Raw genomic sequence first — 25059 nt, 5'->3', positions numbered from 1 at the left:
ATTAACCCACGTTAACCGCAATTTTTACCGTGCTAGAGATCACTGAAGTGTTACCCAACTTGTCGCGTACTTGATACCCAAAATAGTAATCGGCGGCTGCCGTGAAACTACCTTTAGGAAATCCTAGCGACGTCCTTGTTCCGGCCGTACTTATTTCTATTTCTGCATTTTTAATCAGGTACAGCTCTTGTGAGTCAGCAGAGGCGGGGAGTTCGCTTAGCCAAGGCGTGATAAAATCACCCTTTTCCATTCCGTACCAGGCATAGGCCGTCACCGGCAAGTAGCCATCGACCAAGTCCTCTTCGGTGATACCTTCTTTTTGCTCTTCGGTGAAAGAAAGCGCGGTCAACGAAGTGCCACCTGGGGATTCTCTGTCGAATACAACGGTCACTGTTTTCCCTGAGCGTTCGCCGTCTTCCGTCACAGGATCTATAATTTCATAATCCAGACTTAATTCAGTGAAGCCTCCGGCAGGTGGAAAACGCCCTTTAGGAATAAATAATTCCGCATTGAAATCAGGGTCTTCAGCCTCTCCTTTTTTAAGGGTATAGGTCATGATCAGCGAGGTGACACCGTCATAAAGGTTAAGTATGTCGGACTCTTTCATTTCCGCGAAATGAGGTATCCGCACTAAAAGATCCTCTTCATAACGATCGAGGGGAATCCGTCCGTCCTCCAAAGCAGCAGGGACTTCCAGGCTCGGGAGGTTAGCGCGAGTTTTAATTTTTTTGCGTGAGTGAGAATGTGCCATTTGCGTGACTCCATGTCAGAAGGCACGCTCAGGTTATTCATAAAGACTAAGCGCTGTAACCTGTCATAAATGACAGGTTGGGCGACCAGCAATCATAAAAATCAACTAACCCCCTGATGTTCTTGCATATATTATTTAGCAATTGCATTTGTTGCGAATAGCTCTAGCCAAATCAACAAGACGACGACCAAGTTGTTGACGAATAAAACCCATAGGACTACTAAGTTGTTATTGCTTTTGGGAGTAGCGCCGCAATTTCGATCTACGTAGGAAACGAGATCAGCAGCATGCCATTGGGCATTGACTGCTTAACGATCAGGGAGGATTAATGGACATCAGTGATCGCTACAATCTTCAGTTCTGCGGCCAATGGATCGTCGCCATAACGGTTATTACTGTAAGCGGGCAAGCGTGGGGGCTCAATGTGCCCCCAGGTGGATCCGTTACCGTGAATAACGGGGAACCGGCGCAACAATGGTCGTTAACCGCAGCCAGTTTGACGGTAGCCCCAGGCGGGCAAACACTGGACATCGTCACCACAGCCGGGTCAACGGTGGTTCTCAATGGTGCAACTGTTTCTGCCACTTCACTGAGCGCACTGGTGTTAACCAACAGCATTGGAGCGATCACTGACTCGACCCTTGTTTCCACCCGCAATACCGGCCTGTCCGTTGTGCGCGGAGCAGATGACACGGTTCCGGGTTCTACCGCAACGGTCACCAACAGCATTATTTCTGCGGCCGGGCGTGGCCTGAATGTCTCGGGAGGAAGTATCGCCACGGTGATTAATTCACAAATCACGGGCACTGGCGCTGTAGGCGCATCAATTGCCGGTGACGGCCTTGGCATCTCGCTGGTGGGGGGGGAAGTCATCCTTCAGGGCAGTCAGGCAACGGGCAGTAATCATGGGGCTGGCTTATTTTCCAACAGAACCTTAACTGCGACGCCAACGTTGGTTCTCGATGGTTCCAGCCTTACATCCGGTACGGGCAGTGCCATTCTTGTAGGCAATATTGGCATCCCGCCGATGCGTGCCAATATTGAAGTGCTCAACGGCTCCACGATGAGGGCGGGGAATGGAGTGCTGCTTGAAGTTGGGCTTGCAACATCAGCGGTTGGTTCGGTGACCGCGGCACAACTTACCGTTGATAACAGTCAACTGGTGGGTGATGTGCAGGTGTTGGCCGGCGCTACCGCAGATGTCTTGATGCGCAATGGCGCAACGCTGACCGGGACCATGAGCAATATCAGCAGCCTGAACATGAATGCCAGCCAGGTTACCGGGAACGTGGTTGAGCCGTCCGGATCTTCGGCATCAGTCACTATGGCTGCTGGTTCTGTGTTTACCGGCGCGATGAGCAACATCAGCAGCCTGAGTCTGGATAACAGTGTGATGACCGGTGATATTGTCCAAGACGCTCAAACGCCCGCCACGTTGACGCTGACCCATGGCGGCCGCTTGACAGGCACCGTCAGCAGCGCGCAAAGCCTCTCGATTGACACTACGTCCACATTCAACATGGTCAACAACTCGACCGTTGGGGCGCTGACCTTGAACGGTGGGACCGTGAATTTGCGCGGCGGCAAGGGTGCGTTTCGAACCTTGACCGCATCGAGCCTGACAGGAAGCGGCACGTTTGCGCTGGGTACCGACCTTGCAGGTCATCTAAGTGATCTGGTCAACATCACCGGCGCTGCCAGTGGCAGTCATTCGCTTAGCATTCAGAATACGGGGGTCGAACCCCTCCAGGAAAATCATGCTCAGCAGGTTGTCCATACCGGCAGCGGAACAGCGAGCTTCACTGTGTTGGGTGGCCAAGTTGACGCGGGTACTTTTGTTTACCGTTTACAGCAGCGTGGCACCGATTGGTATCTGGTCCAGGAGACCACGGGCGATGGCGGTGATGGCAGTGATGGGGGTGATGGGGGCGACAGCGGGGGCGACCCGATCATCAGTCCAAGTGCTCGGGCTGTCATCGGCGTATTCAGTGCCGCGCCGACGGTGTGGTATGGCGAGTTGAGCACGCTGCGCAGCCGCATGGGTGAGTTACGCAATGGCCACGAGCAAGGCGGCGCCTGGGCCCGCACGTATGGCAACAAGTACAACGTTTCCGCAGCTGATCAAGTGCATTACAGCCAAGTTCAGCAAGGCATATCGTTCGGCGCAGATACGCCAATATCCACCGACGGTCATTGGCTTCTTGGCGTATTAGGGGGATACAGCAACTCTGATCTGAACATGCAACTGGGTTCCAATGGCCGGGTCAGCAGTTATTACCTCGGGCTTTACACCACTTGGCTTGCGAATGACGGCTATTACATCGATGCGATCATCAAGGCCAACCGCTTCCAAAACAAAGCTGATGTCACCATGAGCGACGGGGTCAAGGCCAAGGGCGATTACGGCAACTACGGCGTAGGCGGCTCGGTGGAGGCCGGCAGACACTTCGATTTCTCGGACGGCTGGTTCGTCGAGCCCTATCTGCAGGGTTCGGCCTTGTGGGTGACGGGCGAGAATTACGGCCTGGACCACGGACTTGAAGCCAAAAGTAACAAAGCCGACTCGTTCCTTGGCAAAGTAGGAACTCATGTAGGACGAACGATTGCGTTGAGGTCCGGTGGTTTCGTTCAGCCCTACGTGAAACTGGCGGCGGCCCATGAGTTTGCCAAGAGCAATGAGGTCAGCGTCAATCGCACCACCTTCAGTGATGACCTTTCCGGTAGCCGAGGCGAAGTGGGGGCTGGCATCGCGGCACAACTATCCAATGTGCTGCAATTGCACGCTGACATTGATTACAGCAACGGCAATAACATTGAACAGCCTTGGGGAGTCAACTTGGGTGTGCGATATACCTGGTGATACTGGCGGGCCCGCTATCTGCAAAACGCTGCCTACGTGATTTTGAGTATATCCGCTCATATTTTTAGGAAAAGTCCTACAGCAACTGCTGAAATGCCTGATCTTTTTATATAGTCCTTCTCTATCAAATGGCGCCCCTCGATTATTCAAGGTGTGGGCGTGGCAATGAAGCGGTTCAAAGGGCAAGCCGGGCAACTGGTGATGGTATTGGGCGTGATAACGGCCAACGTGTGCGAGGCCGCCATTGATGTACCGCCGGGGCAAAATGTGGTCATCCGAGATGGCGACCCCGTTTATGAGTTCAATCTTCAGGACTCACATTTGATCGTGAAGGCTGGGGGCGAAACAGGACGTATCCATGCGACCGCCGATTCCCGACTCGAAATGGACGGCGGCAGGGTCACTTCCACGGGTGAACCTGCCATCGCGCTGTACAACAGCCGTGCCGTTATCAACAACAGCACCATCATCGCCGAGGCTGATCCCGCCCGGCCCGACGTCAGCAGTTTCGGCATTCGGCTATCGGGGTTTGAGCAGGCTTCCAGCGCACACATCAGCAACAGCTTCGTTTCGGGGACGGACCGAGGCATTAACGTTACCGACAGTGCATCCCTTGAACTGTTCAATACGCATGTTGAAGGCCACGCGGGTGCTTCGGGCAATGGTTTTGTCAGCGGTGGCGCGGGCGTAGTGGTGGCCGGTGCCAGCGCCTCATTCAATCAGAACAGTGTGGTCACGGGCGATAATAACGGTGTCGTCATTTGGGGTGATGCAACCGGCGCAACTGAAAGACCTGCGTCGCTGGTAGTCGATCAGTCGTCCGTTGTGGGCCTGGAAGGCAGCGCCATTGTCATCACCCGATCGGCGGCTGCCAATCAAGATGTTCATATCGATATCCGCAACGGTTCGACGCTGTCCGGTGGTAACGGTATTGCCCTTGAAGTTAATAATGCGGCAACCGGCTATGTCGCTATTAATGACAGCCAACTGGTGGGCGATGTTCTGGTCACCAGTGACTCGATCGCGCACCTGTCTTTGGCGAACAATGCCAGCCTGACTGGCGCTATCAACAACGCTACGACGTTGAATATCGATGGTTCCTCGACATGGCTGATGGAAGGGAATTCCACGGTCGGCAAGCTCGAACTGAACGGAGGATCCGTTGACTTGCGCGGTACTTCAGACGGCTTCCAGACACTGACCGTTGGCGAGCTGAATGGCTCGGGGACCTTTGCCTTGGGCACCGATCTGGCGGCGCAGAAGAGTGATTTTCTCGATGTCACCGGCAGCGCAACCGGCAGTCATCAATTGCGCGTACAGAACACAGGTATAGATCCGCTGGAAGGCGCTGATCCGCAGCAAATAGTGCATACCGGCAGCGGCGATGCGCAGTTTTCGTTGGTGGGTGACAAGGTCGATTTCGGCACCTTCGCCTATGAGCTGGAACAGCAGGAAAACAGCACGGGCGGCACCGACTGGTCATTGGTGCAAACCGGCGAAGTTTCCGCCGGTTCGCGCTCGGTGATTGGATTGTTCAGCGCGGCACCTACCGTTTGGTATGGTGAGTCCGCAACCCTGCGCAGTCGCATGGGTGAACTGCGCAACGGTGGCGATCAGGGTGGCGGCTGGATGCGCAGCTATGGCAACAAATACAAACTGTCAGCCGGCGGCGGCGTCTCTTACTCGCAAGTCCAGCAGGGTATTTCCTTCGGCGCCGACGCACCGTTGCCAAGCAGTAACGGGCAATGGCTGGCCGGCCTGATGGGCGGGTACAGCAAGTCGGATCTCGACTTGAAAGAAGGCACCACCGGCGAAGTCGACAGCTACTACATCGGGGCTTACACGACCTGGCTGGCAGACGATGGTTTCTACGTCGATGCGCTGATCAAGGCCAACCGCTTCCAAAACTCTTCGGACGTAGTGATGCGCGACGGCGAGAAGTCCAAAGGCACGTACACCAACCACGGTATCGGTGTGTCGGTGGAAGCTGGCAAACGCATAAAGCTCAATGAAGACTGGTTCATCGAACCCTTCGCTCAGGTCTCCGGTCTGTGGGTCAGCGGCCAGGACTACGACTTGGACAACGGTATGCAAGCGAGCAGCAACAAGGCCGATTCGCTAATGGCCAAGGTCGGTACCCATGCGGGGCGTAAATTCGCGCTGACGGATGGCGGCTTTGTACAACCGTACGTGAAGGTCGCGGCGGCGCGTGAGTTCCTCAGCAGCAATCAAGTCAGCATTAACGGCAATCGTTTTACTAACGATCTGTCAGGTTCACGTGCCGAGTTGGGCGCAGGTATCGCTGCGCAACTGACCGATGTACTGCAAGTGCATGCTGACTTCGACTACATGAAGGGCAACAACATTGAGCAGCCGTGGGGCATGAACGTAGGTCTGCGCTACAGCTGGTAAATATTGATTTCATTTAGGGGGCCTAACGGCCCTTTTTTTGGTCTCGCCTTTGCTGCGAGGTGAAGGCGGCGGATCACCGAAAACGACCTGTTCATAGGAATGCCGGCCATTGCCCTCGCAGGGTCTTGCCGCCACGTACGGGCGCAACGAGAATCAACCCATACCGAATAAAAGGAGTGGACGACATGATGCATGCGGATTTGATTGACCAAGAAGACCTGCTCAGCCAACTCAGGGCCTTGGGTTTCGACATGCCCCCTGGCGCCACCGCCGAACAAGCCTGCACCCAAGCGGTATGCGGCCTGACCGAAGCCCGCGCCACGGCGTTACGCAGAATGATCGAACAAATACTCACCGGCAGCGCGACGATCTTGCCAGCAGTGCGCCAGGCAATTGATCAGCAATTGTTGCCAGCGTTGGCGGTATACAAAAAAAATAACCATCCCCTGTAGGAGCCAACACGTTGGCTCCTACAGGGGAGTACTAGCTCGTCTTACAACCGCACACTCGCAAATGTCGATTCATTACGCGCCTGGCTCAGCGCCGACAGCGGACCGGACAGCGGCGCCAGTACCAGTGATTGCGGGATTGGCATCATTGCGAGTTGCTGCGCGGTGTTGGAGCCGACGCGTTCGTCACGCGGCGGAATGCCGAAGTATTCACGGTAGCACTTGGAGAAGTGCGGCGTGGACACGAAGCCACACACCGACGCCACTTCGATGATCGACATTGGCGTCTGCTTGAGCAGTTGCCGGGCGCGGATCAAGCGCAGCTTGAGGTAATAGCGCGACGGTGAGCAGTGCAGGTATTTCTGGAACAGCCGCTCTAGCTGACGCCGGGAAACGGTGACGTACACTGCCAGCTCGTCCAAGTCGATAGGCTCTTCCAGGTTGGCCTCCATCAACGCAACGATTTCCTGCAGTTTCGGCTGATTGGTGCCGAGCATGTGCTTGAGCGGCACACGCTGGTGATCCTGCTCGTTGCGAATGCGCTCGTAGACGAACATCTCGGAAATCGCTGCCGACAGTTCGCGACCGTGATCGCGGCTGATCAAGTGCAGCATCATGTCCAGCGGCGCAGTGCCGCCAGAGCTGGTGAAGCGGTTACGGTCGAGGGTAAACAAGCGGGTGCTCATGGCCACACGCGGGAAAGCTTCCTGCATCGCGGCCAGGCATTCCCAGTGCACGCTGCAATCGAAACCGTCAAGCAGGCCGGCACAGGCCAAGGCCCAACTACCGGTGCAGACAGCGCCCAGACGACGCGATTGGCGCGCCTGGCTTTGCAGCCAACTGACGTGCTCGCGGGTCACGGTGCGCTGGATGCCCACGCCGCCGCACACAATCACGGTGTCCAGGACGGGGGCTTTGTGCATGGAGGCGTCAGGGGTGATTTGCAGACCATCGCTGGCCCAGACTTGCCCACCGTCGGCGCTCAGGGTGGTCCAGCGATACAGCTCACGACCAGACAGCTGGTTGGCCATTCGCAGCGGCTCAACCGCCGAGGCGAGGGAAATCAGCGTGAAATTATCCAACAGCAGAAAGCCGATGGATTGCGGCGCGCGGTTCTGGGGTTGGGCCCCGGAGTTGAACGAAGTCATCACGGTATCTCCTCACACAAAGCGATTGATGGCCTCAGGCGAGGCTCTTGTTATTGCCCATGCGATGAGGGCTTTGTGATGACAACGCAAATGCCATGCCTAAAGTTGAATGGCCATTCAATAAAACCTGAAAACGACGTCGTGATGCGTCTATATAAGGACCCACGACTAGAGGGGTTATACGTCGCAGACGCCTTATGCTGCGGGCTGATTCGGGAGGTTGAGCACTTCGGTAGCACTTGTGTGAAGTGCGTACCGACCTAGACTAAAGGAGTGTCACTGCAGTGCACGAACCGACCAGCGGTAGGTGCTCAAAGTGCCGCGCGCTAAAAGGTGGCGGTGCAGACGGACAGTGCCCATTGAAGGAGCAAGCCTATAACTACGCGTCCCGCCGCGATGGCAGTCTGCCTGGCTAACCCGTCAAGCCCGCGCCTGCAGGATTTGGGCTCGCCGCAGATGGTGTCTCAACACTCAATGGCGCTGACCGCCAACCCGCCGCGCGAGGTTTCCTTGTATTTGTCATGCATGTCAGCGCCCGTATCACGCATGGTCCGGATCACCCGATCCAGCGAGATAAAGTGCTGACCGTCGCCCCGCAAAGCCATCTGCGCAGCATTGATCGCCTTCACCGCCGCGATGGCGTTGCGTTCGATGCACGGCACCTGCACCAGCCCGCCGACCGGATCGCAGGTCAGCCCCAGGTTATGTTCCAGTCCGATTTCCGCCGCGTTGCACAATTGCTCCGGGGTAGCGCCGAGAATGTCCGCCAACCCCGCCGCCGCCATGGCGCAGGCCGAACCCACTTCGCCCTGGCAACCGACCTCGGCACCCGAGATCGATGCGTTCTTCTTGCAGAGAATGCCCACCGCTGCGGCCGCCAGGAAGTAGTCGACCACATTGGCCTCGCTGACTTCCTCGCTGAACTTGACGAAGTAATGCAACACCGCCGGAATAATCCCCGCCGCGCCATTGGTGGGGGCCGTGACCATGCGCCCGCCTGCGGCGTTCTCTTCGTTGACGGCCAGGGCGAACAGGTTGACCCACTCCATGGCGCTGAGGGTCGAGCCGATCACGTTAGGCTTGCCTAACTCCAACAGGCTGCGATGCAAACGCGCAGCGCGACGGCGCACATTCAAACCGCCGGGCAGAATGCCTTCGTGCTTAAGGCCCTCTTCGACACAGTCCTGCATGGCGCGCCATAAACGCATCAGTCCGGTGCGGATTTCTTCTTCGCTGCGCCAGACCTTTTCGTTAGCCATCATCAGCTCGGACACGCGCAAGCCATGCTGCCGGCACAGGCCAAGCAGCTCGGCAGCGCTGGAGAAATCGTACGGCAACACCGTTCGGTCCATGTCCAGCACGCCGCTTGCAGCCTGGGCTTCATCCACCACAAAACCACCACCGACCGAGTAATACGTGTCTCGGTGCAGCTCTCCGTCAGCGCCTTCGGCAATCAGGGTCATGGCGTTGGGATGGAACGGCAGGTTTTCATCAATGAGCCGCATGTCGCGCTGCCACTGGAACGGGATGGGCAAGGCACTGTCCAATAGCAGCGTGTCGGTTTCCTTCAGGGTGGCGATGCGCAGCCCGATCTGCGACGGGTCGATAGCATCCGGCCATTCGCCCATCAACCCCATGATCACCGCATTGTCGCTGCCATGGCCGATACCGGTGGCCGACAGCGACCCATATAGCCGCACCTCAACCCTGCCGACCTGGGCCAATTGCTCACGCTCGCGCAGCCCTTGAACAAAAAGCGCCGCGGCGCGCATAGGCCCCACGGTGTGTGAACTGGAGGGACCGATACCGATCTTGAACAGGTCGAACACACTGATAGCCATTACCGCAAACCCTCTGTAGTCGAGACTCCCGACGCCAAAAGCGCCCGGTGACGGAGCTGCTACGCTGAAGCTGCTATCCGCCGAGATGGGCGCATCATCAGGCTTTTATCGCGGCGTACGGCGTCTGACACCGACGTACCCATACTCACTAACGTCGCCGCCGATGGAGAGCATCCCGGCATGACGGTTTGCGACTGATCTGAACATCAAGATGCCGTATCGACACCTGAAAGTACCTTTTTGCCGGCTAAAAAATCTGTAAGCGACGTTGCCGACACTGGATACGACCCTGTGTGTACTGGATGCGACGCCCCCTGTAGGCGTTTGTTTTTCACTGTTACATGATCAGTCTCGACTCGATTGCCAGGCGCAGCGGTAGAGCTGTTGCGTGACACGCCTCGCCATTCAGCTGCAACACACAAACCGCATCAGCCCCTTCGGCTGATGACGAGAAGAAAACACCCAGGAGTCCATCGATGAAAGGTTCCCAAACGTTGCTGTTGGCCGTTGCGCTGAGTCTGCCGCTGTTGGCGCAAGCTGCAGAACCGGCGCAGTGCGCGACCGTTAACTTCTCCGATGTCGGCTGGACCGACATCACCGTGACCACCGCAGTAACCAGCGCCGTGCTTGAGTCGCTCGGTTACAAAACTAAAACCACCATGATTTCCGTACCCGTGACCTACAAGTCACTGGCCGACGGCAAGAACATGGACGTGTTCCTCGGCAACTGGATGCCGACCATGGAGAACGACATCAAGGCTTATCGTGATGCCGGCACCGTGGAAACCGTTCGTCCTAACCTGGAAAACGCCAAGTACACCCTGGCCGTTCCTCAGGCGCTTTACGACAAAGGCCTGCATGACTTCGCCGACATCGCCAAATTCAAGAAGGAACTCGACGGCAAGATCTACGGCATCGAACCGGGTAACGATGGCAACCGCCTGATCCAGTCCATGATCGACAAGGACGCGTTCGGCCTCAAGGCCGCGGGCTTCAAAGTGGTCGAGTCCAGTGAAGCCGGCATGCTGTCCCAAGTGGATCGCGCCTCGCGTCGCAACACTGACGTGGTCTTCCTCGGCTGGGAACCGCACCCAATGAACACTCGCTTCAAGATGAAGTACCTGACAGGTGGCGACGACTACTTCGGTCCGAACTTCGGTCAGGCCACCATCTACACCAACACCCGCAAGGGCTACACCCAGGAGTGCAGCAACGTGGGTCAGTTGCTGAAAAACCTGTCGTTCACCTTGAACATGGAAAGCTCGCTGATGGGCAACGTCCTGGACGACAAAATGAAGCCTGATGTAGCAGCCAAAGCCTGGCTGAAGAAAAACCCACAGATCCTTGATACCTGGCTCGCTGGCGTGACCACCATTGACGGTAAACCAGGCCTGGAGGCCGCTAAGGCCAAACTGACCCAGTAACCCGAGTGCAGGCGGGTTCGCCCGCCTGCAGTTGTAAATATTCCCCCGCATGCGGACGTTCAATACCATGCTGACTGATCACAAAATCCCTCTAGGCCAGTACATCGCTGCCTTCGTCGAATGGTTGACTAAACACGGTGCCAACTATTTCGATTTGATCGCTTCGACACTGGAAACGATGATCCACGGCGTGACGTTCGCGCTGACTTGGTTCAATCCGCTGGCATTGATCGGCCTGATTGCTCTACTCGCGCACTTTATCCAGCGTAAATGGGGCCTGACCGCGTTTGTCATCCTCTCCTTCCTGCTGATCCTCAACCTGGGTTACTGGCAGGAAACCATGGAAACCCTCGCCCAGGTGCTGTTCGCTACCTTCGTCTGCGTGCTGATTGGCGTACCGCTAGGCATCGTCGCAGCGCACAAACCGATGTTCTATACCATCATGCGACCGGTCCTCGATCTGATGCAGACTGTACCGACCTTCGTTTACCTCATTCCTACCCTGACTCTGTTCGGTCTGGGTGTGGTACCCGGCCTGATTTCCACGGTGGTGTTCGCGATTGCCGCGCCTATCCGCCTGACTTATCTGGGTATCCGCGATGTACCGCAAGAGTTGATGGACGCCGGCAAGGCCTTCGGCTGCTCGCGCCGTCAATTGCTCTCGCGCATTGAATTGCCCTATGCCATGCCGAGCATCGCAGCCGGTATCACCCAATGCATCATGTTGTCGTTATCGATGGTTGTGATCGCGGCACTGGTAGGCGCTGACGGCTTGGGTAAACCCGTGGTCAACGCATTGAACACTGCCGATATCGCCCTGGGCTTCGAAGCAGGCCTGGCGATCGTACTGCTGGCGATCATGCTCGACCGTATCTGCAAACAGCCTGACGCACAGGTAAGGGGTGACGCATGAGCATAATCCGCTTCGACAACGTAGACGTTGTCTTCGCCAAAGACCCGCGTGAGGCCCTGAAATTGCTGGACCAAGGCCTCACGCGTGATCAGATCCTGAAGAAGACCGGCCAGATCGTCGGTGTAGAAAAAGCCAGCCTAGATGTCGAGAAAGGCGAAATCTGCGTGCTGATGGGCCTTTCCGGTTCAGGTAAATCCAGTCTGTTGCGGTGTATCAACGGTTTGAACACTGTCAGCCGTGGCGCATTGTTCGTCGAACACGAAGGCGCGCAAATCAATATCGCGTCGTGTACACCGGCCGAATTGAAACTGATGCGCACCAAGCGTATCGCCATGGTCTTCCAGAAATTCGCCCTGATGCCGTGGCTGACGGTGCGCGAGAACATCAGCTTCGGTCTCGAGATGCAAGGGCGTCCCGAAAAAGAACGTCACAAGCTGGTGGATGAAAAACTTGAGCTGGTGGGCCTGACCCAGTGGCGCAATAAAAAACCCGATGAGCTTTCCGGGGGCATGCAACAGCGTGTCGGCCTGGCGCGTGCACTGGCGATGGACGCCGACATTCTGCTGATGGACGAACCCTTCTCGGCCCTCGACCCACTGATTCGCCAGGGCTTGCAGGACGAGCTGCTGGAGCTGCAAAGCAAGCTGAACAAAACCATCGTATTCGTAAGCCACGACCTTGATGAAGCGCTCAAGCTCGGCAGTCGGATCGCGATCATGAAAGACGGTCGGATCGTCCAGTACAGCGTGCCCGAAGAAATCGTCCTTAATCCAGCTGATGAGTATGTGCGCACGTTCGTCGCCCATACCAACCCGCTCAACGTCTTGTGCGGCCGTAGCTTGATGCGCACCGTGGATAACTGCACCCGCGTCAACGGCGAGATCTGCCTCGACCCGAGCGGGGACTCGTGGATTGGTCTCGCGGAAGGCAACACCATCAAGGGTGCTCGCCAAGGCGCAGCCAACCTCGACCTGCAAAACTGGACGCCCGGGCAACCCATGGAAGGGCTGCACCGTCGTCCGACGCTGGTGCATTCAGACATCGGCATGCGCGACGCGCTGCAAATCCGCTATCAGACTGGCAACAAGCTGGTCCTGCAAGAAGGCAACCGCGTGGTCGGCATCCTCGGCGACAGCGAGTTGTACCACGCATTACTCGGGAAGAATTTGGGCTGACTCCACTGTGGGAGCGGGCGAGCCGGCTCCCACATTTTTTCTCCTTTCATAACCCGAACATCAAGAACATCACCCCATAGTCGTAGCCGTTATTTTTTATTGATTGAACGTTCAATTAAAACAAAATAGACTGCTTCACCGCCGAATCGATCAAAACATGATCACTTGGCGACCTAAGGAGATGCTTGAAATGCCAAAGGTCGGTATGCAACCCATCCGCCGTCAACAGTTGATCCAGGCCACGCTAGAGGCGGTCGATCAGGTTGGGATGGGCGACGCCAGCATCGCGCTGATCGCACGATTGGCCGGTGTGTCGAACGGCATCATCAGCCACTACTTCAAAGACAAGAATGGCCTGATCGCAGCGACCATGCGCCATCTGATGAATGCCCTGATCGTGAACGTCAGCGAGCGCCGCATGGCACTCAGCGATAACAGCCCACGGGCGCACCTTCAGGTGATTGTCGAGGGCAACTTCGACGCCAGCCAGGTCAACGGCCCGGCGATGAAAACCTGGTTGGCCTTTTGGGCCGCCAGCATGCACCAGCCTTCATTGCACAGGTTGCAGCGGATCAACGATCACCGTCTGTATTCAAACCTGTGCTGCCAGTTCCGCCGGGTACTGCCACAGCCTCAAGCGCGCAGTGCAGCCCGCGGCCTGGCGGCTTTGATCGACGGATTATGGTTGCGCGGCGCGCTGTCGGGAGATGCTTTCGACACCGAGCAGGCGCAACAGATCGCTTACGAATACATGGACCAGCAACTGGCGAAGCAGGCGAGCTAGAACGCACAACCGCATCAGCCCCTGAACTACCACTGACTCGCGTTGCCACAACCAGATGGCACCAGATCAGTGGTGAGCGCCAAACCACACCGCACTTGCGAGGACACTATGGCCCGTTTCGAACTGCAAAAACTCTACATCGACGGCGGTTACGTCGACGCCAGTGGCGATGCCACTTTCGAATCCATCAACCCGGCTAACGGCGAAGTCCTTGCCACCGTACAGCGCGCGACCAAAGAAGACGTCGAACGCGCCGTGGCAAGTGCCGAAAAAGGTCAGAAAATCTGGGCCGCGATGACGGCCATGCAGCGCTCGCGCATTTTGCGTCGGGCGGTGGATATTTTGCGTGAGCGCAATGATCAACTGGCCGACCTGGAAACCCTGGACACCGGGAAATCGATTTCCGAAACCCGTTACGTCGACATCGTCACCGGCGCCGACGTCCTGGAATATTACGCAGGCCTGGTCCCGGCCATCGAAGGCGAGCAAATCCCGCTGCGCACCTCTTCGTTTGTCTACACCCGCCGCGAGCCGCTGGGTGTAGTCGCCGGTATCGGCGCCTGGAACTACCCAATCCAGATCGCTCTGTGGAAGTCCGCCCCAGCCTTGGCGGCCGGCAACGCGATGATCTTCAAACCCAGCGAAGTCACGTCACTGACCACCCTGAAGCTGGCCGAAATCTATACCGAAGCCGGTGTTCCGGATGGCGTATTCAACGTGCTGACCGGCAGTGGCCGTGAAGTGGGCACCTGGCTGACCGAACACCCGCGCATCGAAAAGATTTCGTTCACGGGGGGTACTGACACGGGCAAGAAAGTCATGGCCAGTGCGTCGAGTTCGTCGCTCAAAGACGTGACCATGGAACTGGGCGGCAAGTCGCCGCTGATCATTTTCGACGATGCCGACCTGGACCGTGCGGCCGACATCGCGATGATGGCCAACTTCTACAGTTCCGGTCAGGTGTGCACCAACGGTACTCGGGTGTTCGTACCGAGCGCATTGAAAACCGCCTTCGAAGCCAAGATCCTCGAGCGCGTCAAGCGCATCCGGGTCGGCAGCCCGCAGGATGAAAACACCAACTTCGGCCCGCTGGTGAGCTTCGCCCACATGGAAAGCGTGCTGGGCTACATCGCCAAAGGCAAAGCAGAAGGCGCTCGTCTGCTGTGCGGCGGCGAACGGTTGACTGAAGGTGAATTGGCTAAAGGCGCATTCGTTTCAGCCACCGTATTCACTGATTGCACCGACGAGATGACCATCGTCCGCGAAGAAATCTTTGGCCCGGTCATGAGCATCCTCAGCTACGACACCGAGGAAGAAGTAATCCGCCGCGCCAACGATACTGAATTCGGTCTGGCCGCCGGGGTCGTCACCAAAGACCTGAACCGCGCCCACCGCGTCATTCACCAGCTCGAAGCCGGTATCTGCTGGATCAATGCCTGGGGCGAGTCAGCCGCAGAAATGCCGGTCGGTGGCTACAAGCAGTCGGGCGTAGGTCGTGAAAACGGCATCAGCTCGCTGGCGCAGTACACCCGCATCAAGTCCGTACAAGTTGAACTGGGCGATTACGCGTCGGTGTTCTGACATCCCACTGGCCGCCTTCGCGAATACATTCGCGAAGGCGGCACATCTGACACACCCCCGCCCATTAACAGAGGGTGCATTTAATGTCCCAAGCATTCGATTACATCATCATCGGGGCCGGCTCTGCCGGTAACACCCTGGCGGCCCGTCTGACTGAAGACCCCGGCGTCACCGTGCTGCTGCTCGAAGCGGGCGGCCCGGACTATCGCTTCGACTTCCGTACCCAAATGCCTGCTGCCCTGGCCTTCCCGCTTCAGGGCCGTCGCTACAACTGGGCGTACGAAACCGATCCAGAACCGCACATGGACAACCGCCGCATGGAATGTGGTCGTGGCAAGGGCCTGGGTGGCTCTTCGCTGATCAATGGCATGTGCTACATCCGTGGTAACGCCATGGACTACGACGGCTGGTCGAAAACCCCAGGCCTGGAAGACTGGAGTTACCTCGACTGCCTGCCGTATTTCCGCAAGGCGGAAACCCGTGATATCGGCCCGAACGACTACCACGGTGGCGACGGCCCGGTCAGCGTGGCCACACCTAAAGCCGGTAACAACCCCCTGTTCCACGCCATGGTCGAAGCCGGTGTGCAAGCTGGTTACCCGCGTACCGACGACCTGAACGGTTATCAGCAGGAAGGTTTCGGCCCGATGGACCGTACCGTGACGCCCAATGGCCGTCGCGCCAGCACCGCTCGCGGTTACCTCGATCAAGCCAAAAATCGCTCGACCCTGACCATCGTCACCCACGCCCTGACCGACCGGATTCTGTTCGATGGCAAGCGCGCAGTCGGCGTGTCTTACATGGTCGGCGACAGCGATACCCGTATCGAAGCCAAAGCGCGCAAAGAAGTGTTGCTGTGCAGCGGCGCCATCGGTTCGCCGCAGATTCTGCAGCGCTCCGGCGTCGGCCCGGCCGCACTGCTCGAGAGCCTGGACATCCCTGTGGTTCACGACCTGCCAGGCGTGGGCCAGAACCTCCAGGACCACCTGGAAATGTACCTGCAGTACGCCTGCACCCAGCCGGTTTCGCTGTACCCCTCGCTGTTGTGGTGGAACCAGCCGGCCATTGGCGCAGAGTGGATGTTCCTGGGTACCGGCATCGGCGCCAGCAACCAGTTCGAAGCCGGCGGTTTCATTCGCTCGCGTGAAGAATTCGAGTGGCCGAACATTCAGTACCATTTCCTGCCGGTCGCGATTAACTACAACGGCAGCAACGGCGTGAAAGAACATGGCTTCCAGGCGCACGTCGGTTCCATGCGTTCGCCGAGCCGTGGTCGCGTGCAGTTGAAATCCAAAAACCCGCGCGAATACCCGAGCATCCTTTTCAACTACATGGCCACCGAGCAGGACTGGCAGGAATTCCGCGACGGCATCCGCCTGACCCGGGAAATCATGCAGCAGCCAGCGCTGGACCCGTACCGTGGCCGTGAAATCAGCCCGGGCATCGACGTGCAGACGGATGAGCAACTCGATCAGTTCGTGCGTGAACATGCCGAAACCGCGTTCCACCCCTCCTGCTCGTGCAAGATGGGCACCGACGAATTGGCCGTGGTCGATGGTGAAGGTCGCGTGCATGGGGTGCAGGGTTTGCGTGTGGTCGACGCGTCGATCATGCCGCTGATCACCACCGGCAACCTCAACGCACCCACGATCATGATCGCCGAAAAAATCGCCGATAAAATCCGTGGCCGGTCTCCCCTGCCCCGCAGCACGGCTGTCTACTATGTGGCCGGCGACAAGCCTGCACGCGGCAAACCGCTGCGTGAAGTCAGCCGTACGGCACAGTAAGCCTGACTGACGCGGTGTGTCCCGCACACCGCGTCAAACCCTTCCTGCACCTGACCGCACTTGATCCCGACCTGTGCGCAGGCCTAATCTATTGCCACGCAAACGATCAACCCCCTGCTTCAATCGACGCGCCAGCCCTGACTGGCCACGAGGCTTTTTCTATGTTTGATGTAGTGTCTTCGAGCTTATGGCCCACGGGCTATATGATCAACCCAAACGCTGAACCCCTCGACCCGAAATGGCTGCAAGCCTTCAGCAAGATTCCCGCCGCAGCGGTCAGCGACTGCCTGGGCCGCAATGTCGGCGGTCTGGGGCTCAAAGCGTTCCACGGTAATACTCCCATGCTCGGCAGCGCCCTGACCGTGCGCGTTCGTCCTGGCGATAACCTGATGATCCTCAAAGCCATGCAAATGGCCCGTCCCGGCGATGTGCTGGTCATCGACGGCAGCGCCGACCTGACCCGCGCGGTGTTCGGCGGCATCATGCGCGCCATGGCACTCAAGGCCGGCATCGTCGGCGTGGTCATCAACGGCGCCCTGCGTGACCTCGATGAGTGGCAGACCGGCGAGCTTCCGGCTTATGCCATCGGTGGCGTACACCGTGGCCCGAGTACCGACGGTGGCGGCGAAATCAACGTACCGATTTCCTGCGCGGGCATGCTGGTAATGCCCGGCGACTTGATGATCGGCGACGGTGATGGAGTAGTCGCCGCAGCCCGCAGTGAACTGGCTGAACTGCTGGTGCGCTGCCACGACCTGCTGGCGCGCGAAAAAGCCACGCTGGAAGCGATCCAGGCCGGCACGCTGGACCCGGCACGCTTCGACGCAATTCTGCGCAGCAAGGGTTGCCCGGTTTAAAACTGTTCAGGCTGAACCTATAACCCTGTCAGCTATTTTGCGACCGCTATGCGGTCGATCGCGGGTAAGCGCGCTCATACATCGGCGATGCCCGCAAAAAGGAGCCTCCCTGCATGTTCGATTTCTCCGCTCAGCTCAAGCAGCGGTTTGCCGCCTTGCAGAGTCGCGCCGAATTTTTCTCGCTGCGTTACGTCCGGCAAACCAGCCAACACCTGTCGGTACGCAAAAACGTCGCCGAGCCCCCGCACCTGAGCCGTGACGAAGGTGCGATGTTGACGGTGCGGATCAACGGCGTCGAAGCCTACGCCGCGACTAACGATGTCTCGCAACGGGGGCTACAGACCGCGCTGGAAAAAGCCGAGCAACATGCTCTGGCTCTCGCACCCCACGCCCTTCTGGATCTTCGCGATCAGCCGGTGTCCATCAGCCGCGCCGATTATCTTTCGCCCAACCTCAGCGACGCCTTCCCATCGCTGAGTGAGTGTTACCAATTGCTCGGCGCCGAGTCTGCCGCCGTGCCCGCCGACAAACGTCTGGTGAGCTGGCAGGTCAGCCTTGGCCTGGAGAACGTCGAGCAAATTTACCTGAACAGCGCCGGTGCCGAGATTCGTCAGGCCCAGCGTTACGTCTACCCGGGAATGAGCGTCACCGCTTACGACGGCCAGGACAGCCAGACCCGCAGCCTCGGCCGCGACAACTTTGGCCAGCAAGGCGGCGCCGAAGTCATCGCCAACTGCGGGCTGATTGGCGCGGCGGCGCAGGTTGCCGATCAGGCCTTGCAACTGATCATGGCCCCCAACACCCCGTCGGGACCGCGTGATCTGCTGCTGACGCCGGACCAGATGATCCTGCAAATCCATGAATCAATCGGCCATCCGCTGGAACTGGACCGCATTCTCGGCGACGAGCGTAATTACGCGGGCACCAGCTTCGTCAAAGCCAGTGACTTCGGCAGCCTGCAATACGGCTCGGAACTGCTCAACGTGACCTTTAACCCGGACATACCCGAACAGCTCGCCAGCTACGCGTATGACGACGACGGCACGCCAGCGAACAAAGAGTTCCTGATCCGCGAAGGCTTGCTGATTCGGCCCTTGGGCGGCGCGTTGTCGCAATACCGCTCCGGCATGGAAGGGGTCGCCAACAGCCGCGCGTGCAGCTGGAACCGCCCGCCGATCGACCGCATGGCCAATCTGAATATCGAGCCCGGAGACCAACCACTGGAACAGCTGATCGGCGGCATCGAGCACGGCATCCTGATGTCGACCAACCGCTCGTGGTCGATTGATGACGCACGCAATAAATTCCAGTTCGGGTGCGAATGGGGTCAATTGATCGAAAACGGCGAACTCAAAGGCGTGGTAAAAAACCCGAACTACCGGGCCATTTCCGCGTACTTCTGGCGCAACCTCAGCGCTGTTGGCGATGCCAGTACCTTTGAAGTCCTGGGCACACCCAACTGTGGCAAAGGCGAACCTAATCAGGTGGTCCGCGTAGGCCATGCCTCACCCGCCTGTGTCTTCTCCCAGGTCGATGTTTTCGGAGGGGATGCGTGATGGCGCAGATGACTCAGCAACAGCAGTTCGAAGCGCTGGTCGAGTGGCTGCGCAGCGCGATCACCGGAACGGAAGCTTTCACCCTCGGCTACAACGCCGAAGCCTCGGAATTCATTCGTTTCAACCATGCCAAAGTACGTCAGGCCGGGCATGTGCAGCAGGCCAGTCTGAACGTCAAATTGATCAATGACGGCCGACATGCAGACCTGCACCTGACCTTGGCGGGCGATGCTCAGGTCGATCAGGCACGCTTGGCCGAGGCGCTGCAACAATTACGCGAAACGTTGGTATTGCTACCGCAGGATCCCTATCTGCTGCCCAACACCGACGCCTGGCAGATCAGCAACAGCCAGAACCCGCCGCTGCCAGACACCGCCCGCGTGCTTGAACATATCAGTGATCTGGCTGAAGGCCTGGACCTGGTGGGCTTTTACGCCGCTGGCCCGCTGTACCGGGGTTTCGCCAGTTCATGGGGTGCTCTGGGCTGGCATCAGGCCAACAGTTTCAACTTCGACTGGAGCCTGTTCCACGCCAACGGTCAGGCAGTCAAAGCCAACTACGCGGGCCACGACTGGGACGATGCGACGTTCGCCCGGCGCTTCCAGCAAGCGTGTGAGCAACTTGAGTTTCTCGATCAACCCCTGCACACCCTGGCGCCCGGCCAATACCGCGCCTATCTGGCCCCCGCCGCGCTCGATGAAATCATCGGCATGTTGTGCTGGGGTGGTTTTTCCGCAGAAGCGCTGGCCAGCAAGACCAGCCCGCTGCAACGGCTGTACAACGGCGACGCCCAGCTCAACCCGCGAGTGAGTCTGGACGAACAGGTGACAGGCTCACTGTCACCGGCGTTCTCCGGAGAAGGGTATCCGCGCCGGGATCTGCCGCTGATCAATGCGGGCCTCGCCCAAGAACAACTGGTCGGTTCGCGCAGCGCGGCAGAGTATGGCCTGGCCGCCAACGGTGCTGGCGGAGGCGAATCGCCAAGTGCACTGAGCATGGCGGCAGGTACGCTGGAGCTGGAGCAGGTACTCGAACAGCTCGGCACCGGGCTCTATATCAGCAACCTTTGGTACCTCAACTTCTCCGACCAGGCAGCCGCACGCCTGACCGGAATGACCCGCTTCGCCACGTTCTGGGTCGAGAATGGCAAGATTCAGGCGCCCGTCAGCACCATGCGTTTCGACGACAGCGCCTACAGCCTGCTGGGTACCGCCCTCGAAGCGTTGACCCGAGAGCGGGAACTGATTCTGTCCGCCAGCACCTACAATCAACGCCAGACAGCTTCAAGCCTGCTGCCGGGCGCCTTGATCAGCCGATTGACCCTCACGCTCTAAGGATCGTATGCCGAACAGCACACCGTTTCTGGATGCTCGAACCCTGCGCTGGCTGCCATGGGTCGTCGCGATTGCGTTTTTCATGCAAAGCCTCGACGGCACGATCCTCAACACCGCGTTGCCGGCCATGGCCCGTTCCCTGGCCGAAGACCCGTTGCGCATGCAGTCGGTAGTGATCGCGTACATGCTGACCGTGGCCTTGCTGATTCCAGCGTCGGGCTGGATCGCGGACCGGTTCGGCATCAAGCGGATTTTCTTTGGCGCGATCCTGTTGTTCAGCCTGGGCTCACTGCTGTGTGCGCTGTCCAGCTCACTGAGCATGCTGGTGGCCGCACGCGTGGTTCAGGGCCTGGGCGGTGCGTTGATGGTGCCCATCGGCCGCTTGATTGTGTTGCGCGCCTACCCCCGCTCCGAGCTGGTGCGGATCATGAGTTTCATCACGGTGCCCGGCCTGCTCGGCCCGTTGCTGGGACCTACCCTGGGTGGCTGGATCGTTGAGTACCTGAGCTGGCACTGGATTTTCCTGATCAACCTGCCCGTGGGACTGCTCGGCTGTTACGCGGTCAAAACCCTCGTGCCGGACCTGCAAGGCGGTGGCCGAACACGCTTCGATGGCGTCGGCTTTGCGCTGTTCGGTGCGTCGATGGTGCTGATCACCATCGCTCTGGAAGGCTTGGGCGAACTTCACCTGCCGCACATGCGCGTGGTGCTGCTGTTGTTTGGCGGCATGGCCTGTCTGGCGGCTTACTGGCTGCGGGCCGGGAATATCGATTACCCCTTGTTCGCACCAGCGCTGTTCCGAACCCGGTCTTTCGCTGTAGGGATTTTTGGCAACCTTTTCTCCCGGCTGGGCAGCGGCGCCCTGCCCTTCCTGGTACCGCTACTGTTACAAGTGGCCCTCGGTTATTCACCCTCCAAGGCCGGGATGAGCATGATCCCGCTGGCCATCGCCGCCATGCTCACCAAGCCGGTGGCACGCCCGCTGATTGAACGCCTCGGTTACCGTGTGGTGCTGACCGGCAACACGTTTCTGCTGGGTGCACTGCTGGCGAGTCTGGCGCTGGTCGACGCACAGACTCAGTATTGGGTGTTGCTGGTCCATCTCGGCTTGATGGGCGCGGTGAATTCACTGCAGTTCACCGCGATGAACGCCGTGACCCTGATCGACCTCGACGACGCCAGCGCCGCCAGCGGTAACAGCCTGCTGTCCGTTGTGGCGCAGTTGTCCTTGAGCCTTGGGGTGGCCTGCGCCGCCGCGTTGCTGGGCGGCTTTACCGACGACGTGACCAGCGGCGAAGTGAGCAGCCTGTTGGGCGCGTTCCAAATGACCTTCCTCAGTGTTGGCGTGCTGTCGATGCTGGCCGCCGGGATTTTCTTGCAGTTGCCGCCCAAGGGGAGTCAGGGTGTTCCTCGTCCGGAACCAGAGATCGAGCATTAATGCTGGCCCGCGACCTGATACACTGCGCGACATTTTGTTTTGCAGGCCCGTCCCGTGACTAGCACCGCTTTTAACTCACTGCCTCTTTCCGCACCCATGTTGGCTAACCTGGAGTCCCTTGGTTATGCCGAGATGACGCCGATTCAGGCACAGAGCCTGCCGGTGATTCTCAAGGGCATGGACCTGATTGCCCAGGCCAAGACCGGCAGTGGCAAGACCGCTGCGTTCGGCATCGGCCTGCTCAACCCGATCAACCCGCGCTTCTTCGGTTGCCAGGCGTTGGTGCTGTGCCCAACCCGTGAGCTGGCCGACCAGGTGGCCAAGGAAATCCGCCGTCTGGCGCGCTCCGAAGACAACATCAAGGTCCTGACCCTGTGCGGCGGCGTGCCGTTCGGCCCACAGATCGGCTCGTTGGAACACGGCGCGCACATCATCGTCGGCACCCCAGGACGCATTCAGCAGCACCTACGCAAGGGCTCACTGGTCCTCGACGGCCTGAACACGCTGATCCTCGACGAAGCCGACCGTATGCTCGACATGGGTTTCTACGACTCGATCGAGAACATCATCGAGCAGACCCCGGCCAAGCGTCAGACCCTGCTGTTTTCGGCGACCTACCCGACCGGTATCAAGCAGCTGTCCTCGAAGTTCATGCGCACGCCGCAAACGGTCAAGGTCGAAGCCTTGCACGCGGACAGCCAGATCGAGCAGCACTTCTACGAAATCACCCCGGAGCAACGTCTTGAAGCCGTGGTGAAGGTACTCGGGCATTTCCGCCCTCAGTCCTGCGTCGCGTTCTGCTTCACCAAGCAGCAATGCCAGGAAGTGGTCGATCACCTGACCGCCAAAGGCATTTCCGCCGTCGGCCTGCACGGCGACCTGGAACAGCGTGATCGGGATCAAGTCCTGGCGATGTTCGCCAACCGCAGCACCTCGGTGCTGGTTGCGACCGATGTCGCGGCGCGTGGTCTGGATATCGACGCACTGGACATGGTGCTCAACGTCGAACTGGCACGGGACTCGGAAATGCACATTCACCGGGTTGGTCGTACCGGTCGCGCCGGCGAGAAAGGTCTGGCGATCAGCCTGGTTGCACCGTCCGAAGCACACCGTGCCCGAGCCATCGAAGACGTGCAGAGATCTCCGCTGAAGTGGGAACAACTGGACGAACTGAAAAGCAAAGGCGGCGCACCGCTGCAACCGACCATGACCACGCTGATGATCGGCGCGGGCCGTAAGGATAAGGTTCGCCCTGGCGATATTCTTGGCGCTTTGACCGGCGATGCCGGCATTCCCGGCACCCAGGTCGGTAAAATCGCCATTTTCGATTTCCAGGCGTATGTGGCCGTCGAAAGCGTCGTGGCCATGCAAGCGCTGGAGCGCTTGAACAACGGCAAAATCAAAGGCCGCTCGTTGCGCGTGCGGATTTTGTAAGAACCGCCGAAAAGCTTCGCGGATAAATCCGCTCCCACAGGGAAACGCATTCACATTGTGGGAGCGGATTTATCCGCGAAGACGTCATATCAAACACCGAAGATTCAACTGCTCTTTGAGGATTCTGCTTTGCCCGTTACTGACGTTGTGATCATCGGCGCTGGCGCCGCAGGCTTGATGTGCGCGCTGACCGCCGCCAATCGTGGGCGCAAGGTGATGCTGATCGATCACGCGAACAAGGCTGGCAAGAAAATCCTCATGTCTGGCGGTGGGCGCTGCAATTTCACCAACCTCTACACCGAGCCTGACAACTTCCTCTCGCAAAACCCGCACTTCTGCAAATCCGCCCTGGCGCGTTATACCCAATGGGATTTCATCGCCCTGGTGGCCAAGCATGGCGTGGCGTACCACGAGAAAAAACTCGGTCAGTTATTTTGTGATAACAAATCCAGCGACATCCTCGACATGCTGCTCAACGAATGCGAACAGGCTGGCGTCAGCCTGCATCTGGACACGTCGGTGCAGAACATCGAAAAAACCGACACCGGTTACAGCCTGAACACCACGGCGGGCGTGTTGAATTGCCAGTCGCTGGTCGTCGCCACTGGCGGCCTGTCGATCCCGACGCTGGGGGCTACCGGCTTCGGTTATCAAGTGGGCAAGCAGTTCGGCCATACCTTGCTGCCGACCCGTGCCGGGCTGGTGCCGTTCACCATCACCGACCAACTCAAAACGCTGTGCACCGAGTTGTCCGGTACATCGGTGGATTGCCTGGTCAGCTGCAACGACACAAGCTTTCGCGAAAACATCCTGTTCACCCATCGCGGCCTCAGCGGGCCGGCGATTTTGCAGATATCTTCGTTCTGGCAATCAGGCGAAACGGTCGTCATCAACCTGATGCCGGACCACGATGTGCCAAGCTGGCTACTGCAACAACAAGCCGAACGGCCCAACAGCGAACTGAAAACCCTGCTGGGCGAAATCTTCACCAAGAAAATGGCCAACCTGCTCGCCGAGCACTGGTTCGTTTCCAAACCGATGAAGCAGTACACCCCGAGCGAACTCAGCGATATCGCCGAAAAACTCGCGTGCTGGCAGGTGGTGCCCGCAGGTACCGAAGGCTATCGCACGGCGGAAGTGACCCTCGGCGGAATAGACACCCGTGAAGTGTCTTCCAAGACCATGGAGTCGCTGAAATCGCCAGGGCTGTATTTCATTGGCGAAGTGCTGGACGTCAGTGGGCATCTGGGCGGTTTCAATTTCCAGTGGGCCTGGGCCTCGGCCTATGCGGCCGCGCAATACGTCTGACCGGGTG

General features: G+C 58.6%; 18 protein-coding genes. 15 read left to right on the top strand and 3 right to left on the bottom strand.

From position 1 onward, the window contains the following. Window position 1 precedes the first annotated feature (1 nt). On the bottom strand, window positions 2-751 hold the full coding sequence (locus RHM55_RS17220; protein WP_322177511.1) for a hypothetical protein: 750 nt from the start codon (window positions 749-751) through the stop codon (window positions 2-4). 328 nt (window positions 752-1079) lie between these two features. Between RHM55_RS17220 and RHM55_RS17215 the strand changes: the two genes are divergently transcribed. The 3 genes from RHM55_RS17215 (at window position 1080) to RHM55_RS17205 (ending at window position 6475) form a co-directional block, all read left to right on the top strand. Next, window positions 1080-3611 carry an autotransporter outer membrane beta-barrel domain-containing protein gene (locus RHM55_RS17215; protein WP_322177510.1) on the top strand — a complete coding sequence of 844 codons (2532 nt, stop codon included), beginning with the start codon at window positions 1080-1082 and terminating at the stop codon, window positions 3609-3611. 165 nt (window positions 3612-3776) lie between these two features. Next, the gene (locus RHM55_RS17210) at window positions 3777-6023 is read left to right on the top strand and encodes an autotransporter outer membrane beta-barrel domain-containing protein (RefSeq protein ID WP_322177509.1); all 2247 of its coding nucleotides are present in this window, start codon (window positions 3777-3779) and stop codon (window positions 6021-6023) included. A 185-nt stretch (window positions 6024-6208) separates the two neighbouring features. Continuing rightward, window positions 6209-6475 carry a hypothetical protein gene (locus tag RHM55_RS17205; protein ID WP_322177508.1) on the top strand — a complete coding sequence of 89 codons (267 nt, stop codon included), beginning with the start codon at window positions 6209-6211 and terminating at the stop codon, window positions 6473-6475. A 41-nt stretch (window positions 6476-6516) separates the two neighbouring features. Here RHM55_RS17205 and RHM55_RS17200 read toward each other — a convergent pair whose 3' ends face one another. Together RHM55_RS17200 and RHM55_RS17195 are read right to left on the bottom strand one after the other, a co-directional pair. Then, window positions 6517-7620: a GlxA family transcriptional regulator gene (locus RHM55_RS17200; protein WP_322177507.1), complete on the bottom strand. Its 1104-nt coding sequence runs from the start codon at window positions 7618-7620 to the stop codon at window positions 6517-6519. Window positions 7621-8084: 464 nt separating this feature from the next. Further along, entirely contained in the window at window positions 8085-9461 is a 1377-nt protein-coding gene (locus RHM55_RS17195) for an L-serine ammonia-lyase (protein WP_322177506.1), read from the bottom strand. Window positions 9462-9937: 476 nt separating this feature from the next. Between RHM55_RS17195 and RHM55_RS17190 the strand changes: the two genes are divergently transcribed. The 12 genes from RHM55_RS17190 to RHM55_RS17135 all read left to right on the top strand — a co-directional run bounded on the left by RHM55_RS17190 (window position 9938) and on the right by RHM55_RS17135 (window position 25052). Continuing rightward, window positions 9938-10885, top strand: coding sequence for a choline ABC transporter substrate-binding protein (locus tag RHM55_RS17190; RefSeq protein ID WP_322177505.1), 948 nt, complete (start codon window positions 9938-9940; stop codon window positions 10883-10885). A gap of 67 nt (window positions 10886-10952) precedes the next feature. Continuing rightward, entirely contained in the window at window positions 10953-11798 is an 846-nt protein-coding gene (gene choW / locus RHM55_RS17185) for a choline ABC transporter permease subunit (RefSeq protein ID WP_322177504.1), read from the top strand. Continuing rightward, window positions 11795-12973, top strand: a complete 1179-nt coding sequence (choV, locus tag RHM55_RS17180; RefSeq protein WP_322177503.1) for a choline ABC transporter ATP-binding protein — start codon at window positions 11795-11797, stop codon at window positions 12971-12973. The genes choW and choV overlap by 4 nt, the downstream gene beginning before the upstream one ends. 190 nt (window positions 12974-13163) lie before the next feature. Beyond that, window positions 13164-13757 (top strand): transcriptional regulator BetI, encoded by a 594-nt coding sequence (gene betI, locus RHM55_RS17175; RefSeq protein ID WP_322177502.1) that lies wholly within the window; start codon window positions 13164-13166, stop codon window positions 13755-13757. 108 nt (window positions 13758-13865) lie between these two features. Further along, on the top strand, window positions 13866-15338 hold the full coding sequence (betB, locus tag RHM55_RS17170; RefSeq protein WP_322177501.1) for a betaine-aldehyde dehydrogenase: 1473 nt from the start codon (window positions 13866-13868) through the stop codon (window positions 15336-15338). Between the two features lie 83 nt (window positions 15339-15421). Then, window positions 15422-17125, top strand: coding sequence for a choline dehydrogenase (gene betA / locus RHM55_RS17165; protein WP_322177500.1), 1704 nt, complete (start codon window positions 15422-15424; stop codon window positions 17123-17125). 203 nt (window positions 17126-17328) lie between these two features. Continuing rightward, window positions 17329-17982, top strand: coding sequence for an RraA family protein (locus RHM55_RS17160; protein WP_322177499.1), 654 nt, complete (start codon window positions 17329-17331; stop codon window positions 17980-17982). Between the two features lie 113 nt (window positions 17983-18095). Next, window positions 18096-19538, top strand: coding sequence for a TldD/PmbA family protein (locus RHM55_RS17155; protein ID WP_322177498.1), 1443 nt, complete (start codon window positions 18096-18098; stop codon window positions 19536-19538). Between the two features lie 8 nt (window positions 19539-19546). Beyond that, window positions 19547-20872 carry a TldD/PmbA family protein gene (locus RHM55_RS17150; RefSeq protein WP_322182995.1) on the top strand — a complete coding sequence of 442 codons (1326 nt, stop codon included), beginning with the start codon at window positions 19547-19549 and terminating at the stop codon, window positions 20870-20872. Between the two features lie 7 nt (window positions 20873-20879). Further along, a complete protein-coding gene (gene mdtD, locus RHM55_RS17145) occupies window positions 20880-22310 on the top strand; it encodes a multidrug transporter subunit MdtD (RefSeq protein ID WP_322177497.1) in 1431 nt (476 codons plus the stop codon). A 54-nt stretch (window positions 22311-22364) separates the two neighbouring features. Then, window positions 22365-23744, top strand: a complete 1380-nt coding sequence (dbpA, locus tag RHM55_RS17140) for an ATP-dependent RNA helicase DbpA (RefSeq protein ID WP_219064461.1) — start codon at window positions 22365-22367, stop codon at window positions 23742-23744. A gap of 129 nt (window positions 23745-23873) precedes the next feature. After that, entirely contained in the window at window positions 23874-25052 is a 1179-nt protein-coding gene (locus tag RHM55_RS17135) for an NAD(P)/FAD-dependent oxidoreductase (protein ID WP_322177496.1), read from the top strand. Window positions 25053-25059 lie beyond the last annotated feature (7 nt).

This window comes from Pseudomonas sp. MH9.2 (assembly GCF_034353875.1).
In the GTDB taxonomy this organism is placed as follows: domain Bacteria; phylum Pseudomonadota; class Gammaproteobacteria; order Pseudomonadales; family Pseudomonadaceae; genus Aquipseudomonas.
Note: the sequence above shows the minus strand (reverse complement) of the source record. Positions and strands in the feature narration are given on the sequence as shown.